This is a genomic window from Cupriavidus sp. DB3 (assembly GCF_020418465.1).
GTDB classification, from domain to species: domain Bacteria; phylum Pseudomonadota; class Gammaproteobacteria; order Burkholderiales; family Burkholderiaceae; genus Cupriavidus; species Cupriavidus cauae.
Window position 1 is genome coordinate 139548 of sequence record NZ_JAIZPL010000007.1, and the last position, 16634, is coordinate 156181.

General features: G+C 69.9%; 13 protein-coding genes. 5 read left to right on the forward strand and 8 right to left on the reverse strand.

What is annotated here, in order from left to right; all coding sequences use genetic code 11:
- Positions 1–83: 83 nt before the first annotated feature.
- From K7G19_RS21610 to K7G19_RS21625, 4 genes are all read right to left on the reverse strand, one after another.
- Positions 84–2753 (reverse strand): DNA internalization-related competence protein ComEC/Rec2, encoded by a 2670-nt coding sequence (locus tag K7G19_RS21610; RefSeq protein ID WP_226109108.1) that lies wholly within the window; start codon positions 2751–2753, stop codon positions 84–86.
- Between the two features lie 216 nt (positions 2754–2969).
- The gene (locus tag K7G19_RS21615; protein ID WP_226109109.1) at positions 2970–3812 is read right to left on the reverse strand and encodes a TatD family hydrolase; all 843 of its coding nucleotides are present in this window, start codon (positions 3810–3812) and stop codon (positions 2970–2972) included.
- Positions 3813–3838: 26 nt separating this feature from the next.
- Positions 3839–4585 carry a lipoprotein-releasing ABC transporter ATP-binding protein LolD gene (gene lolD, locus K7G19_RS21620; protein ID WP_149319301.1) on the reverse strand — a complete coding sequence of 249 codons (747 nt, stop codon included), beginning with the start codon at positions 4583–4585 and terminating at the stop codon, positions 3839–3841.
- Entirely contained in the window at positions 4578–5828 is a 1251-nt protein-coding gene (locus K7G19_RS21625) for a lipoprotein-releasing ABC transporter permease subunit (RefSeq protein WP_226109110.1), read from the reverse strand. Before K7G19_RS21625 ends, lolD begins: the two co-directional genes overlap by 8 nt.
- Before the next feature lie 213 nt (positions 5829–6041).
- Here K7G19_RS21625 and K7G19_RS21630 point away from each other — a divergent pair, with 213 nt between their 5' ends.
- Together K7G19_RS21630 and recJ are read left to right on the forward strand one after the other, a co-directional pair.
- Positions 6042–7211 (forward strand): hypothetical protein, encoded by a 1170-nt coding sequence (locus tag K7G19_RS21630; protein WP_226109112.1) that lies wholly within the window; start codon positions 6042–6044, stop codon positions 7209–7211.
- Positions 7212–7473: 262 nt separating this feature from the next.
- A complete protein-coding gene (gene recJ / locus K7G19_RS21635) occupies positions 7474–9171 on the forward strand; it encodes a single-stranded-DNA-specific exonuclease RecJ (protein WP_149319305.1) in 1698 nt (565 codons plus the stop codon).
- 116 nt (positions 9172–9287) lie between these two features.
- Here the strand turns inward: recJ and K7G19_RS21640 are convergent, their stop codons facing one another.
- Positions 9288–10034: a M23 family metallopeptidase gene (locus tag K7G19_RS21640; RefSeq protein WP_226109114.1), complete on the reverse strand. Its 747-nt coding sequence runs from the start codon at positions 10032–10034 to the stop codon at positions 9288–9290.
- Between the two features lie 330 nt (positions 10035–10364).
- Between K7G19_RS21640 and prfB the strand changes: the two genes are divergently transcribed.
- The 3 genes from prfB (at position 10365) to lysS (ending at position 13946) form a co-directional block, all read left to right on the forward strand.
- Positions 10365–11469 (forward strand): peptide chain release factor 2 gene (prfB, locus tag K7G19_RS21645; protein ID WP_149319307.1). Its coding sequence is split into 2 segments (ribosomal slippage): positions 10365–10445 and positions 10447–11469, totalling 1104 coding nucleotides; the frame shifts between segments, so codons are not numbered across the junction.
- A gap of 109 nt (positions 11470–11578) precedes the next feature.
- Positions 11579–12373, forward strand: a complete 795-nt coding sequence (locus K7G19_RS21650; protein WP_226109116.1) for an SDR family oxidoreductase — start codon at positions 11579–11581, stop codon at positions 12371–12373.
- A 40-nt stretch (positions 12374–12413) separates the two neighbouring features.
- Positions 12414–13946, forward strand: coding sequence for a lysine--tRNA ligase (gene lysS, locus K7G19_RS21655; protein ID WP_149319308.1), 1533 nt, complete (start codon positions 12414–12416; stop codon positions 13944–13946).
- Positions 13947–14108: 162 nt separating this feature from the next.
- On the opposite strand, the gene iscX is transcribed toward lysS, so the two are convergent.
- The 3 genes from iscX to hscA all read right to left on the reverse strand — a co-directional run bounded on the left by iscX (position 14109) and on the right by hscA (position 16628).
- Positions 14109–14303 carry a Fe-S cluster assembly protein IscX gene (gene iscX / locus K7G19_RS21660; RefSeq protein WP_149319309.1) on the reverse strand — a complete coding sequence of 65 codons (195 nt, stop codon included), beginning with the start codon at positions 14301–14303 and terminating at the stop codon, positions 14109–14111.
- A 66-nt stretch (positions 14304–14369) separates the two neighbouring features.
- The gene (gene fdx / locus K7G19_RS21665; RefSeq protein WP_053821506.1) at positions 14370–14708 is read right to left on the reverse strand and encodes an ISC system 2Fe-2S type ferredoxin; all 339 of its coding nucleotides are present in this window, start codon (positions 14706–14708) and stop codon (positions 14370–14372) included.
- A 54-nt stretch (positions 14709–14762) separates the two neighbouring features.
- The gene (hscA, locus tag K7G19_RS21670) at positions 14763–16628 is read right to left on the reverse strand and encodes a Fe-S protein assembly chaperone HscA (RefSeq protein WP_150081805.1); all 1866 of its coding nucleotides are present in this window, start codon (positions 16626–16628) and stop codon (positions 14763–14765) included.
- Positions 16629–16634: the final 6 nt, after the last annotated feature.

Genomic DNA, 16634 nt, shown 5'->3' on the forward strand with positions numbered 1-16634 from the left:
CATCGGCGCATCGGCGCAGCGGCGCAGCGGCGCATCAGCTACTGCCAACCGCGGCCAATAAATCCTCAACAGGAACCCACCTCTCATTCCGGCGCGTCCGGCGCCGGCCGCCAGTAGCGCCGCGCCTGCTGCCGGAACGACGCGATCGCGATGCCGCCGCGATCCGCGACGACTTCTACCGCGCCCGTGCGATCGCTGCGATAGCGCGCAATCCCGCGGCGCCCATAGCGCGCCCATACCTGTGCATGCGGATGCCGGTAGCGGTTGCGATAGCCGAGCTGGAACACCGCGGCGGTGGGCTGCACCGCATCGAGCCATTCGTCGCTGGACGAGGTGCGGCTGCCATGGTGCGGCACCAGCAGCAGGTCGGCACGCAGCGCATCGGGCGGCAGGCGCGCCACCATCGCCCGTTCGGCGGCGCGATCGATATCGCCGGTCAGCAGCATCGTGGCGTACGGGCTCGAGATCCGCAGCACGCAGCTGCGCGCATTGCTGCCGATCGTGGCGTCGTCGCCCTGTCCCGGCAGCGGATGCAGCAGCTCGAAGCGCACGCCGTCCCATTGCCAGGCGATACCCGCCGCACACACCTCGCTGACATCCGGGCCGACACCGGCCGGCAAGCGCCATAGCGGATGGCCGCGCGGCAACGCCGCCCACATGCGCCGGACCGGCAGCGCCGCCATCACGTCGCGTGCGCCGCCGGCATGGTCGGCGTCCTCGTGGCTGATCACCAGCGCATCGAGCGAATGGATGCCGACCGCGCGCAGGAACGGCACCACCACGCGTTCGCCGGCGCTGGGCCGCGCCGCGTCAGCCGGGCCGTTGACCGAACCTCTGTCCGAACGTCTGTCCGAACCTCTGTCCCAACCTCTGTCCGAACCTCTGTCCGAACCTCTGTCCGAACCTCTGGCCGAACCGCTGGCCGAACCGTTGGTCGGGCCATAGGCCGGCCCGGTGTCGTACAGCAGCCGGTGGCTGCGGGTTTCGATCAGCACCGCCGCGCCCTGCCCGACATCGAGTGCCGTGGCGCGGAACGCCGCGGCGGGCAGCGGTGCACGGCCGCTCGACAGCATCGGAATCAGCAGCACCAGGCCATGCACGCGCCAGCCCCAGCCAAAGGCGCGCGGGGCGAGCAGCACCGCCGTGCCAAGCAGCGCGAAGGCGAGCTCGATGGTATCGGGCCGTGCCGCCTGCCAGACGGCCCAGTTCGGCGCCGATAGCCGGACCAGCACGGCCCCCAGCCATGCCATCGCCTGATGCGCCACCGTCAGCAGCAGCGTGGCCGCCATCGCGATGGCGCCGCCGAGCGGCCAGTCCGCGGGCCACGCCGCCAGCAGCGCCGCGCTAAGGGCCAGCGGCGTCACCAGCAGGCTGACGACCGGAATCGCCAGCGCATTGGCCAGCGGCGACACCACCGACACCTGCTGGAACAACAGCAGCGTCGGCGGCAGCAGTCCGACGGTCACGGCCCATTGCGTGCGCACGCCTTCCGCCAGATGCCGGCGCAGGCCATGCCAGCGCGCCTGCCAGAGCGAAGGCGGTGGCGGCCCGGGCCCGGCTGCGGCGACGGTGCGCTGCGACGCCGCCAGAAAGATCGCCGCCACCGCGCCGAACGACAGCCAGAACCCCGCCGCCCGCACCGCCCAGGGATCGAGCGCGAGTGCCACCGCGGCAGCCCAGGCCAGCACCAGCGAGGCCGGCGGCCGACGCTGCCACCACAGCGCCAGGGCGGCCACGGCGACCATCGCCACGGTGCGCTGCGCCGGGACTTCCATGCCGGCCAGCAACCCATAGGCCAGGGCCGACACCGTCGCCACCACCGCCGCCGCACGCTGCGCCGGACAGCGCAACGGCAGCGGCCTGCGCATCCATCTGGCCAGGCCGAACGAGCGCCGCCACAGTGCCCGCGCCAGCGCGGCGGCCAGTCCGGAAATCATCGTGATGTGCAGTCCCGAGATGCTGACCAGATGGCCGATGCCGGTGCGCGTGAACCAGCGCCACTGCTCGGCGGCAATATTGCTTTGGTCGCCGATCGCCAGCGCCACCAGCACGCCGGCGAACGGCGCATCGGCCGGCATCGCCGCCAGCATTCGCGCCCGCATCCGCGCGCGCCAGCGTGCAATGCGCCAGGCGGGCCGCAGCGCCACCGGCGATGCCGGGCCGGCCGCCAGCACGTAGCCGGTCGCGCCGATGCCTCGCTGCAGCAGCCAGTATTCGTAGTCGAAGCCATGCGGGTTGGCGAGCCCGTGCGGCCGCTTCAGCCGCACGGTCAGCGCCAGCCGCGTGCCGGGCAGCAGAGCGGGCGGCGCCTGTTGCCAGCCGAGCGACAGCAGCGCCGGCAAGCCCGCCGGCCGCTTGCCGTCGACGCTCAGGTTGAACCGCAGGCCCTCGCCGTTGCCGGTCGGCAAGCTGGACACCACGCCGGTCAGCGACAGCGTCACGCCTTCGAGCTCGGCGGCGAGCCGTTGGGACAGCCGGCGCTCGGCGCGCCAGGCCGTCCATGCCGCGCCAGCGGTCAGCGCGGCGAGCGCGGTCACCAGCACGGTGGCCAGCCAGCGGGCATGGAAGACAAGGGAGGAAGAACGCGGGCGCGCCGGCACCGTTCGGCGGTGTCGTCCGGCAAGCGGCGACAGCACGAGCACCACGCCGAACGAAGCCAGCCCCGCGGTCATGCTGGTGCCCGCGGAAGGCAGCGCCGGCAGCTGCTGCACCAGCCAGCAACCCGCCACGAAGGCGCACAGGGTCAGGCGCATCGCGGCGCCGGCAACGCAGGAACTACAGGAACAGCAGGAACAGCAGGGACAGCAACGAACGCCGGGCCCGATACGCCCGCAGCATGTCCATCTGCCGCCGGGCAAATCGTAGAAACCGCAGAAAGCCTAAGGTCCGCAAGTACCGCAGACATGCCCGCCCTCGTTCGACGATCACGATGCCTGCGTTTATACCGCCGGGCAGCGGCCCAGAACGTGTCAGTCCGTCACGGCGGAGGGTGGCGCCATCGTCGCGGCAAAGGCGGCCAGCCGGGGCAGCGCCTCGACCGCATTGCGCCAGGTCGCCTGGGCCAGGGTTGGGGCATCGATGCCGCGCAGTTCGGTCAGCACCCGCGCGACGCCTGCGACCTCGGCCGGTGTGTTGCGCACCTTGCGCTGTTCGCCGAACTGATCGTCGGTCAGCCATGCCGGCGCGATATCGGGCGCATCGGTTTCCAGCACCAGCGCGTCCAGCGGCAACTCCACCGCCAGCCGCCGGATCTGCCGCGCGCGGCTGAAGGTCACGTTGCCGCCGAAGCCGAGCTTGAAGCCCTGCTCGACGAAGCGCTGCGCCTGCTGCGCGCTGCCGTTGAAGGCGTGCGCGATCCCGCGCCGCACGCCGACGCGCCGCAATTGCGCGGCGACCTGGTCCTGCGACTTGCGGACATGCAGCAGCACCGGCAGATCGAACTCGCGCGCGATCTTCAGCTGCTCGACGTAGAGCCAGGTCTGGTGCTGCGCATCGAGCCCCGGCACGAAGAAGTCCAGGCCGATCTCGCCGATGCCGACGAAGCGGGGATCGGGCAGCGCGGCCTCTACCTCGCGCCGCAGCGCGTCGAGGTCGGGCTGCCCCGCTCCGGGGGTACACAGCGGATGGATGCCGAGCGCGTAGACGCAGGCCGGATGGCGATGCGCCAGCGCGCGCACGGCGGCGAAGTTCGACACCGCCACCGCGGGCAGCACGATGCCGGCGACGCCGGCCGCGGCCGCGGCCGCCACCACCGCGTCGCGGTCGTCATCGAACTCGGCCGCGTCGAGGTGGCAATGGGTGTCGATCCACATCGGGGCAAGCTCCGGCGCGCCGCGGATCAGCGTTCGCGATGCAGATGGCCGTCGCGCAGCCGCAGCACGCGGTCGCAGCGGTTCGCCAGATCGAGATCGTGCGTGACGATCACGAAGCTGGTGCCCAGCGTGCGCGACAGCTCCAGCATCAGGTCGTAGACGCCGCCGGCGGTGTGGTCGTCGAGGTTGCCGGTCGGCTCGTCGGCCAGCACGCACGCCGGCTGCCCCACCAGCGCGCGCGCGATCGCCACGCGCTGCCGCTCGCCGCCGGACAGCTCGCCGGGACGGTGCTTCGCGCGCTCGCCGAGGCCGACGCGCGCCAGCATCGCTTGCGCGGCCTCGCGCGCCTCGCCCTGGCGCAGGCCGCGGATGCGCATCGGCATCGCGACGTTGTCCAGCGCGGTGAACTCCGGCAGCAGATGGTGGAACTGGTAGACGAAGCCGAGCGAGCGGTTGCGCACCAGGTTGCGCTCGGTCTCGCGCAGGTCGGTGAAGGGCTTGCCGAGCAGCGCGACGCTGCCCGAATCGGGATTGTCGAGCCCGCCCAGCACATGCAGCAGCGTGCTTTTGCCCGAGCCGGAGGCGCCGACGATGGCGACCTTCTCGCCGGCATCGATGCGCAGATCGACGCCGCGCAGCACCTCGACGTCGAGCCCGCCCTGGCGGAAACGCTTGCACAGCCCCTGCGCGGTCAGGATCGGCTGCGCGGCGGCGGTGGCGCCCGCCGGCGTGGCCTCGGGCGCGGCGGTGCGGTTCAGCATGGCCTCATTCATAGCGCAGCGCCTCCGCGGGGTTCACGCGGGCGGCACGCCAGCTGGGATAGAGCGTGGCCAGGATGGCCAGCACGAAGGAAATGGTGCCGATGGTGGCGATGTCGTTCACGCGCGGGTCCGAGGGCAATTCGCTGATGAAGTAGATGTCGCGGGGCAGGAACTGGACCTGCAGGATCCGCTCGATGAAGGGCACGATCACGTCGATATTGGTCGCGATCAGCGTGCCGCCGAGCACGCCGAGCACGGTGCCGATAAAGCCGATGGCTACGCCCTGCACGATGAAGATGCGCATGATCGAGCCGGGCTGCGCGCCCATGGTGCGCAGGATCGCGATATCGGCCTGCTTGTCGGTCACCGTCATCACCAGCGTCGACACCAGGTTGAAGGCCGCCACCGCGATGATCAGCGTCAGGATGATGAACATCATCCGTTTCTCGGTCTGCACCGCGGCGAACCAGTTGCGGTTCTGCTTGGACCAGTCGCGCAGATAGAGCTCGCCGGACAGCGTGCCGGCGAGCGCGTCGGCGACCTGCGGGGCGCGCTGCATGTCGGACAGCTTCAGCCGCAGGCCGTTGGGACCGTCGAGCCGGAACAGCGTCTGCGCGTCCTGGATGTCGATCAGCGCCAGCGCGCTGTCGAACTCGTAATGCCCCGACGAGAACACGCCGACCACGGTGAACTGCTTGAGCCGCGGCAGCACGCCCGCCGGCGTGATGGTGCCCTGCGGCGCCACCAGCGTGACCTTGTCGCCCACGCGCACGCCCATCGCCGCGGCCAGCTCGCCGCCGAGCACGATGCCGAAGCCGCCGGGCTGCAGCTCGGTCAGGCTGCCGGCCTTGAACTGCCTGCCGATGTCCGAGACCTTGGGCTCCTCGGCCGGATCGACGCCGCGCAGCAGCACGCCGCGCACGGTGTCGTCGCGCGTCAGCATCGCCTGCGCGGCGACATAGGGCGCGGCGCCGACTACCTCCTTGTTGCGCATCGCCTCGGCGGCGGTGCGGCGCCAGTCGGGCAGCGTGGATGGGCCGATCACCTCGATATGCGCCAGCACCGACAGCATGCGGTCGCGTACCTCCTTCTGGAAGCCGTTCATCACCGACAGCACGACGATCAGCGCGGCCACGCCGAGCGCGATGCCGAGCATCGAGATCATCGAGATGAAGGAGATGAAGGTATTGCGGCTGGCGCGTTTGCTGGCGCGGGTATAGCGCCAGCCGATCTGCCACTCGTAGGGAAAGTTCAAGACGGTTCCTGTGTTCGTTGCCAACGCGCGATGGCGCCCGTGAGGCCGGATCGATGGCCCGGCCGGGCCGCAATCGCGCCCCCGGGCGCGTGCTGATCGGGCGTAAATCCGGCGCAAGTCCGGCGCCAGTTCGGCGCAAATCCGGCGCGAATTCATCCGAATCGGGTGAATCGGGACGCGCCGGCCACCCGCGAGTTTACAATCTCGCCAACCATGACGACGCACCTGACCCTGATTGTGCCCTTTTCGGTCCCGCCCGGCGCGGATACCGAGGGCCTGGACGAACCGAACGGCGCCGGCGGCGGCATTGCCGGCGCCCTGCTGCGCCAGTTGGAGTTGCCGGCGCTGGGAAAGTTGCTGACGCGCGCCGGCACGACTGCGCGCGAGCGCCACGGCGCCGGCTACGATCCGATCGCGCTGCGCTCGCTCGCCCATGAGCGCTGGCTGGCCGCGCGCGCCGGCCTGGACACCGCGCGCGTGCCGACCGCGCCCTACATGCGGCTGGCCGACCATGGCGGCGCCGACGCCGATCACGACCTGCGGTCCGGCACCGACCCGCAGTCCTGGGTCTGCCTGCAGCCGGTCCACATCCATGCCGCGCGCGATCACCTGGTGCTGATGGACCCGGCGCTGCTGACGCTGGACGCCGCCGAATCGGCCGCGCTGCGCGAGGCCATCGCGCCGCTGTTGAGCGATTCGGGCATCGCGCTGGATGCGCCGCACCCCGGCCGCTGGTATCTGCCCGAAGCCGTGTTCGGCCCGCTGGACGCGACCCCGCCGCTGCGCGCGGCCGGCCGCAATATCGACGTCTGGATGCAGTCCGGCCCGCGCGAGCGCGACTGGCGCCGGCTGCAGAACGAGATCCAGATGACCTGGTTCGACCATCCGGTCAACCAGGCGCGCGAGGCCCGCGGCGCGCTGCCCGTCAACTCGGTCTGGCTGCATGGCGGCGGCGCGCTGCGGCCGGTGCCGCGGCTGGCCGATACGGTGCTGGCCGACGATCCGCTGCTGCGTGGGCTCGCGCTGGCCGGCGGCGCGGAATGCCTGCCCTTGCCGCCTTCGCTGGCATCGCTTGAATCGCTCGCATCGCTTAAGGCCGAGGGCAGCGCCATGGCGCTGCTCGATGCCTGCGCCTCGGCCTATCTCGCCGAGGACTGGGGCAGCTGGATCGAACGGCTGCATGCGCTCGAGGCCGACTGGTTCGCGCCGGCGCTGGCCGCGCTCGAGTCGGGCCGGCTGCAGGCGCTGACGCTGGTGCTCGGCGGCGACGACCATCACGCCGAATTCACCGTGCGCCGCGGCGACCTGCGCAAGTTCTGGCGCGGCCTGGGCATTCGCGGCGACTGGCGCGCGCTGCTGTCCGATCTCGCGCTGGCCGCATGAGGGCGACCATGCCAACGCCGCTTCGTCCGCCTCATCCACTTGCCGCGCCGCGCCCGCTTGGTCTGTCACACCCGCTTGGTCTGTCGCACCCGCTTGGTCTGTCGCACCCGCTTGGTCTGTCGCATCCGCTTCGTCTGCCGCGTCCGCTTCGTCTGCCGCGTCCGCTTCCCCTGCTGCGGCCGCTGCGTCTGCTTCGTCCGCTGCGGCTGCTTCGCCCGCTTTGCCGCCGCCCCGGCCCCTGCCCCGCTATCGTTCCGACCCCATGACCCGCATCGCGATCCGCCCCCACCAGCCCGACCACGCCAGCGCCCTCGCGGCGCTGGGCCTGCATCCGACGCTGGCGCGCATCCTGTCGGCGCGCGGCGTCACCCATGCGCGCGAGCTGGCCACCGACCTGCCCGAGCTGATGGCCCCGCAGGCGATGAAGGGCATCGACCGCGCCGCGGTCTATCTCGCCGATGCGATCGCCGCGCGCCGCCGGCTGCTGATCGTCGCCGACTACGACTGCGACGGCGCCACCGCCTGCGCGGTGGGCGTGCGCGGCCTGCGCATGCTGGGTGCCCAGGTCGACTACATCGTGCCGAACCGTTTCGAATACGGCTACGGCCTGACGCCGGAGATCGTCGCGTTGGCGGCGCAGCGCAACCCGGACGTGATCGTCACCGTCGACAACGGCATCGCGAGCGTCGATGGCGTGGCCGCGGCCAATGCGCGCGGCATCGACGTGGTGGTCACCGACCACCATCTCCCTGGCGACCAGCTGCCCGACGCGGCGGTGATCGTCAATCCGAACCAGCCGGGCTGCGGCTTTCCCAGCAAGAACCTGGCGGGCGTCGGCGTGATGTTCTACGTGCTGCTGGCGCTGCGCGCGGAATTGCGCCAGCGCGGCGTGTTCACGCCGGCCAATCAGCCGCGCCTCGACACACTGCTCGACCTGGTCGCGCTGGGCACCGTGGCCGACGTGGTCAAGCTCGACACCAACAACCGCATCCTGGTCGCGCAGGGGCTCAAGCGCATGCGCGCCGGCCGCATGCATGCGGGCGTCGCCGCGCTGTTCCGCGCGGCCGGACGCGAGGCCAGCCGCGCCACCACCTTCGACCTGGGCTTCGGCCTGGGACCGCGGCTGAACGCCGCCGGACGGCTCGCCGACATGTCGCTCGGCATCGAATGCCTGCTCAGCGACGACGCCGAGCGCGCGTGGGAGATCGCGCAGCAGCTCGACGCGATGAACCGCGAGCGGCGCGATATCGAGGCCGGCATGCAGCAGGAGGCGCTGCAGATCCTCGAGCGTCCGCTCGACGGGCTCGACCCGTCGTCGCGCTTTACCGTCAGCGTGTTCAACGACACGTGGCACCAGGGCGTGATCGGCATCGTCGCGTCGCGGCTCAAGGAGAAGTTCCATCGCCCGACCATCACCTTCGCGCCGGGCGACGAGGCCACCATCAAGGGCTCGGGCCGCTCGATTCCGGGCTTTCATCTGCGCGACGCGCTCGATCTGGTGTCCAAGCGCCATCCCGGCCTGCTGGTCAAGTTCGGCGGCCATGCGATGGCGGCCGGCCTGACGCTGCGCGCTGGCGATTTCGAGCGCTTCATGGATGCGTTCGAGGGCATCGGCCGCGAATGGCTGACCGACGACCACCTCGCCCGCGTGATCGAGACCGACGGCGAGATCGAGGACCACTGCTTCGATCCGGCCTTCGTCTCGCTGCTGGAGCAGCAGGTATGGGGCCAGGGCTTTCCGCCGCCGACCTTCTGCGGGGAATTCGACGTGCTGCGCCAGACCGTGCTCAAGGGCAAGCACCTGAAGCTGCAGCTCGGACGCGGCAAGCGCCAGTTCGACGCGATCTGGTTCAACCACGCCGACACGCTGGGTGCCAGCGCGATGGTGGCCTACCGGCTCGACAACAACACGTTCAACGGCGTCACGCGCGTGCAGATGGTGATCGAGCACGCGCAGTAGGGACAGGCTCTGCCAGCCGATAGTTCGCCCCGTGAAAGCAGGGGCCAAGCGGCTGCCGAAGGGCGCTGCGTCCCGCATGCGCGGAGACGACGCCGATGCGAAGGCAGGACCCGGCCTTACCCCCGCGCCGGCAGCATCGTGGCCGGATCGACCGGCTTGCCGTTGCCGCGCACCTCGAAGTGCAGTTCGCTGGCCGCGGCGCCCATGCGGCCCACCACCTGGCCCGCGTCGACGTGGGCGCCTTCCTTGACCATCGGCTGATCGAGATTGCCGTAGACGGTCAGCCAGTCGTCGTTGTGCTTGACGATCACCAGCGTGCCGTAGCCGCGCAGCGCGCCGACGTGGATCGCCCAGCCGGCCGCGGCGGCACGTACGGTGCCATTGGCCGGCACCGCGATGCGCAGGCCTTTGCTGGACGGTGGCGAATAGCCGTGCGTGACCGTGCCGTCGGCCGGCCATTGCAGCGCGATGCGGCTGGACGGCGGCCGGCTCGACGGCGTGGCCGCGCGCGGGGTCTCCTCGACCGTGGCCGGGCCGCTGGGGTTGCTGGCGGCGGCGGCCGCGGCCCCGGCCGGTGGCCGCACCCGGATCAGCTGGCCGACCTCGATGCGATCGGCGCTCGGCAACGCGTTCCAGCGCACCAGGTCGCGCACCGAGCGGCGGTGGCGGCGCGCGATCGAATACAGCGTGTCGCCGGAGCGCACCCGGTAGAAGCCGTCCGGCGCGGGGCCGCCCTCGCCCACGGTGCCGCAGCCGGCCAGCGTCGCCAGCATCGTGGCGGCCAGCGCGGCAATGGCGCGCCGGCGGCCGATGGCCGGGGCGGTCGGTGCGGTCGCGGTCGGGAGGGTCGAAATGGCTGGCATCGTCATGGCTGCGTCGGGAATCTGGGCCCGCCGCCATGTCGCCCTGGCGGGCCGGAGCGGCGGAATGAACGGCGGACGGTACGGCGGAATGGAAACGGAGGCGGCGCCAGCGATGTAACGGTTGACGCACCCGCAACTGTAGACCATCGGTCACGGCCACAGTTCGACGCGCCGCCCGGAATCGCCCAGCAGTGACCCGGGCAGGACCCGAGCCGCCGCGGCCCCGGCATCGCCAAAGCGTGGCCGTCCGCGCGGCGCATTATCCGTCATTACCCGGGGAATGCCGTCCCGTTCCGCTATAATTCACGGTTTTCAAAGCGCAAGAACACCATGGAAGCAGAACGCCTCAACGCCATCTCCGGCGCCATCTCCGATCTCCGTTCCCGGACGGAAGATCTACGGGGGTATCTTTGACTACGACGTCAAGGTAGGACGTCTGGCCGAAGTCAACGGCGAACTGGAGGACCCCGAGGTCTGGAACAACCCGAAGCGGGCCCAGGACCTCGGCAAGGAAAAGAAGATGCTCGAAGGCGTGGTCCAGGTACTGGGCAAGCTGACCGAGGATCTGGAAAGCGCGCAGGAGCTGTTCGAGCTCGCGCGTGAAGAGGGCGACGACGACACGCTGGTGTCGATCGAAGAGGACGTCAAGGGCTTTGAGGCGGCGGTCGCCGACATGGAGTTCCGCCGCATGTTCTCCGGCCAGCTCGATCAGGCCAATGCCTTCATCGACATCCAGGCCGGCGCCGGCGGTACCGAGGCGTGCGACTGGGCCTCGATGCTGCTGCGCCAGTACCTGAAGTACTGCGAGCGCAAGGGCTTCAAGGCCGAGGTGCTGGAAGAATCCGAGGGCGATGTCGCCGGCATCAAGAGCGCCACGATCAAGGTCGAGGGCGAATACGCGTTCGGCTATCTGCGCACCGAGACCGGCGTGCACCGCCTGGTGCGCAAGTCGCCGTTCGACTCGTCGGGCGGCCGGCATACGTCGTTCTCGTCGGTGTTCGTCTATCCGGAGGTCGACGACTCGTTCGAGGTCGAGATCAATCCGGCGGACCTGCGCGTCGATACCTATCGCGCCTCGGGCGCGGGCGGCCAGCACATCAACAAGACCGATTCGGCCGTGCGGATCACGCATATCCCGACCGGCATCGTCGTGCAGTGCCAGAACGACCGCTCGCAGCACCGCAACCGTGCCGAGGCGATGTCGATGCTGAAGTCGCGCCTGTACGAGCACGAGATGCGCAAGCGCCAGGCCGAGGCCGACAAGCTCGAATCGACCAAGACCGATGTGGGCTGGGGCCACCAGATCCGCTCGTATGTGCTGGACCAGAGCCGCATCAAGGACCTGCGCACCAACGTCGAAATGTCCAACACGCAGAAGGTGCTGGACGGCGACCTGGACACCTTCATCGAGGCGAGCCTGAAACAGGGCCTGTAAGCGCAGGCCGAGCGTTGCAGCACCAGCAGGACCGGCGCCAGCTCGCGCCACCCATCCCGCGGCGCGGCCGTGCCGCGGGGTCCGACCTCTCTCCGCCAGGGCGATATCCATGACCACAGCCGCATCGACTGACGCATCGACCGCCGCATCGACCGACGCATCCCATCTGATCATCGTCACCGGCGCCTCGCGCGGCCTCGGCGCCGCGCTGGTGCGGGCGCTGATGGTCCCGGGCAACCGGCTGGTGTGCGTGGCGCGCAGCCGCAATGCGGAACTGGAGCAGGCGGCGCAGGCCAGCGGCGTGCCGATCGCCTGGCACCTGCAGGACCTGTCGAAGCCGGCGCAGGCGGCGAGCTGGCTGGCGAGCGTGCTCGACAGCGTCGACGCCCCCGCCAGCGCGACGCTGGTGCTGAACGCCGGCGTGATCGAGCCGATCGCGCCGATCGCCGAGCTGCAGGAGGCCACGCTGGTGCCGCACTTGATGACCAACCTCGTGTCGCCGATGACGCTGACCGCGGCCTTCCTGGCGCGCAGCGAGCGCTTCGGCTGCCCGCGCAAGGTGCTGGCGATCTCGTCCGGCGCCGCGCGCCGGCCGGTCGAGGGCTGGAGCGCCTACTGCGCCGGCAAGGCCGCGCTCGACATGTTCGTGCGCTCGGTCAATGCCGAGTACGCGTCGGTGCCGGCCGAGCGCGGCGTGCGCGCAGTGGCGCTGGCCCCGGGCGTGGTCGATACCGGCATGCAGGCCGCGATCCGCGAGGCCGACTTCGCGCAGGTCGAACGCTTCCGCTCGCTGAAGGCCAACGCGCAGCTGACCAGCCCCGACGAGGCCGCCGCCCGCATCGCCACCTATCTGCAGCGCGCCGACTTCGGCAGCACCGAACTCGACGATATCCGCAATACCTGACTTTCCCGCGCGGCCCCGTGCCCCGCCCTTTGACGACATCATGACCGAACCCACCCGCGCGCCTGCCGAGCAGGCCCCCGCCGTCGACGAAAACAAGATCATTGCCGAGCGGCGCGAGAAGCTGCAGGCGCTGCGTCAGCAAGGCGTCGCCTTCCCCAACGACTTCCGTCCGACCCATCAGGCCGCCAGCCTGCACGCGCAATACGGCGACGCCGACCAGGCCGCGCTCGAGGCCAATCCGGTCGAGGTCGCGGTAGCCGGCCGCATGATGCTCAAGCGGGTAATGGGCAAGGCCAGTTTCGCCACGGTGCAGGACGGCAGCGGCCAGATCCAGTTCTACATCACGCGCGACAAGGTCGGCGAAGAGGTCTACGCCAACTTCAAGCACTGGGACCTGGGCGACATCGTCAGCGCGCGCGGGCTGCTGTTCCGCACCAACAAGGGTGAACTGTCGGTGCAGGTGCAGGAGCTGCGCCTGCTGTCGAAGTCGCTGCGGCCGCTGCCGGACAAGTTCCACGGCCTGGCCGACCAGGAGATGAAGTACCGCCAGCGCTATGTCGACCTGATCGTCTCGCCGGAGACGCGCGCGACCTTCCGCGCCCGCACCGAGGCCATCTCGTCGCTGCGCCGTCATATGGCCGAGGCCGGCTTCATGGAAGTCGAGACGCCGATGCTGCATCCGATTCCCGGCGGCGCCGCGGCCAAGCCCTTCATCACGCACCACAACGCGCTGGACATGCAGATGTTCCTGCGCATCGCGCCCGAGCTCTATCTGAAGCGGCTGATCGTCGGCGGCTTCGAGCGCGTGTTCGAGATCAACCGCAACTTCCGCAACGAGGGGGTCAGCCCGCGCCACAACCCCGAGTTCACGATGATGGAGTTCTACGCGGCCTATACCGATTACCGGTGGCTGATGGACTTCACCGAGGACCTGATCCGCAAGGCGGCGATCGACGCGCGCGGCAGCGCGACGCTGACCTATCAGGGACGCGAGCTGGACCTGTCGAAGCCCTTCCACCGGCTGACCATCACGCAGGCCATCCAGAAGTACGCGCCGCAATACACCGATGCGCAGCTGGCCGATGCGGACTTCCTGCGCGCGGAGCTGAAGAAGTTCGGCGTCAACACCGGCGCGCCGCAATTCCTCAACGCGGGCCTGGGCACGCTGCAACTGGTGCTGTTCGAGGAGACTGCCGAGAGCCAGCTGTGGGAGCCGACCTTCATCGTCGACTATCCGGTCGAGGTGTCGCCGCTGGCGCGCGCCTCCGATACGGTGCCCGGCATCACCGAGCGCTTCGAGCTGTTCATCACCGGCCGCGAGATCGCCAACGGCTTCTCGGAGCTCAACGACGCCGAGGACCAGGCCGAGCGCTTCCGCAAGCAGGTCGAGCAGAAGGACGCGGGCGACGAGGAGGCGATGTATTTCGACGCGGACTACATCCGCGCGCTGGAATACGGCATGCCCCCGACGGGCGGCTGCGGCATCGGCATCGACCGGCTGGTGATGCTGCTGACCGACAGCCCGAACATCCGCGACGTCATCCTGTTCCCGCACCTGCGGCGGGAAGACTGAGCCGGGCCGCGCCGACGGGCGCGGGCTCGAGCCATGAAAAAGCGCGCCCCTGGAGCGCGCTTTTTTTGTCCGCACCGCCGGCCGATGGCACAGACCATGATCCGGCCGGTCAGGCCCGACGTTCGTACCGCTGCTGCACTACTGCATGACCGCCCTGCCGCCCTACTGGGCTTCCTCGATCCACGCGGCCTGGATGGCCTCGAGGATCTTTTCGCCGGACCGCTCGGGCAGGTCGTCGAAGCCGTCCAGCTCCAGCACCCAGCGGCGCAGGTCGGTGAAGCGCACCGTCAGCGGATCGACATCGGGGTACTTGTCGTACAGCGCTGCCGCGATGTCAAAGGTATCCGTCCATTTCATCAGGGGTTCTCCAAGGTCTTCGTTCGCCATGGAATCGCCATGCCGCCGGGGCAGGCAACACGGGCCTCAGTGGCCTTCCTTGGCGTGGTTGATGGTGTATTTGGGAATCTCGATGGTCAGGTCTTCGTCGGCGACGATGGCCTGGCAGGACAGCCGGGAATTCGGCTCGAGGCCCCAGGCCTTGTCGAGCAGGTCTTCCTCTTTCTCTTCGGCTTCGTTCAGCGAATCGAAGCCCTCCCGCACCACCACGTGGCAGGTGGTGCAGGCGCACGACTTCTCGCAGGCATGCTCGATCTCGATGTCATGCTCGAGCAGCACGTCGCAGATGCTGGTGCCCTTCCTGGCTTCGATCACGGCGCCCTCGGGGCAGTATTCGGCGTGGGGCAGTACGACAATCTGTGGCATATGGGGTCCTGATATTGGGGATGGCGGGCGACGCGGCAGGTGAAATGGAGCGCCTCAGCCGAGCTCCTGCACCTTGCGGCCGGCCAGCGCTTGCTTGATCGAGCGGTCCATGCGGCGGGCCGCGAACTCGTCGGTGCCCCGCGACAGCGCTTCGATGGCCGCCTTGATCGCCAGATGGTCGTCGCCGGCGGCGGTCTCGCGCACGCTCGTCATCAGGGCTTCGACCTCGGCGCGCTCGTCGTCCGACAGCAGGTCGCCGTCGGCCTGCAGCGCGCTGCGCGTGGCCTCGAGCAGCCGCTCGGCCTCGACACGCTCCTCGGCGAGCGCGCGGCTCTTCATGTCGTGCTCGGCCTCGCGGAAGCTGTCCTGCAGCATCCGCGCGATATCGTCGTCGCCGAGACCGTACGAGGGCTTGACGGCGATCGAGGCCTCCACGCCCGACTGCGTCTCGCGCGCCGACACCGACAGCAGCCCGTCGGCGTCGACCTGGTAGGTCACGCGGATACGGGCCGCGCCGGCCACCATCGGCGGAATGCCGCGCAGCTCGAAGCGCGCCAGCGAACGGCAGTCGCTGGCCAGTTCGCGCTCGCCCTGCAGCACGTGGATCGCCATCGCGGTCTGGCCGTCCTTGAAGGTGGTGAACTCCTGCGCGCGCGCGACCGGGATCGTGCTGTTGCGCGGGATGATCTTCTCGACCAGGCCGCCCATGGTTTCGACGCCCAGCGACAGCGGAATCACGTCGAGCAGCAGCCAGTCATCGCCCGGCGCGTTGTTGCCGGCCAGCAGATTGGCCTGCATCGCCGCGCCCAGCGCGACCACCTTGTCCGGATCGAGATTGGTCAGCGGCGGCTGGCCGAAGAAATCGGCGACCGCCTTGCGGATCGACGGCATGCGCGTGGCGCCGCCGACCAGCACCACGCCCTTGACCTCGTCGGGCGCCACGCCGGCATCGCGCAGCGCCTTGCGCACCGGCGCCAGCGTCTTCTGCACCAGATGCGCGGTCATCTCGCGGAACTGCTCGGCGGTGAGCGGCAGATGGACGATCTCGCCGGTGGTCAGCACCGCGTCGATCACCGTGCTGTCGGCTTCCGACAGCGCTTCCTTGGCGGCGCGCGCGCGCACCATCAGCAGGCGGGTGTCCTCGGCCGACAGCGGCTGCAGGCCGGCCTGCTCGACGATCCAGCAGACCAGCCGCTGGTCGAAGTCGTCGCCGCCCAGCGCGGAATCGCCGCCGGTCGCCATCACCTCGAAGACGCCCTTGGTCAGCTTCAGCACCGAGATGTCGAAGGTGCCGCCGCCGAGGTCGTAGACCGCGTAGATGCCTTCCGAGGCGTTGTCGAGCCCGTAGGCGATCGCCGCCGCGGTCGGCTCGTTCAGCAGGCGCAGCACTTCGAGGCCGGCCAGGCGCGCCGCGTCCTTGGTCGCCTGGCGCTGCGCGTCGTCGAAATAGGCGGGCACGGTGATCACCGCGCCGACCAGGTCGTCGCCCAGCGCATCCTCGGCGCGCTGGCGCAGCGTGGCCAGGATCTCGGCCGAGACCTCGACCGGGCTCTTGATGCCGGCGACGGTCTTGATCTGCAGCATGCCGGGCGCGTCGACGAAGTCGTACGGGCTGTGCTCGATATGCGCGACGTCGTGCAGGCCACGGCCCATGAAGCGCTTGACCGAGACGATGGTGTTCTTGGGATCGCGCACCGCCTCTTCCTGGGCGCGGAAGCCGATCTGCGCGGTCTGGTTCGGCAGATAGCGCACCACCGACGGCAGCAGCGTACGGCCGCTCTCGTCGGCCAGCACCTCGGGAATGCTGTTGCGAACGGCCGCCACCAGCGAGTTGGTGGTGCCGAGGTCGATACCGACCGCAAGCCGTCGCTGGTGGGGTGCCGGCGACATGCCGGGTTCGGAAATCTGAAGCAGTGCCATGTCAAT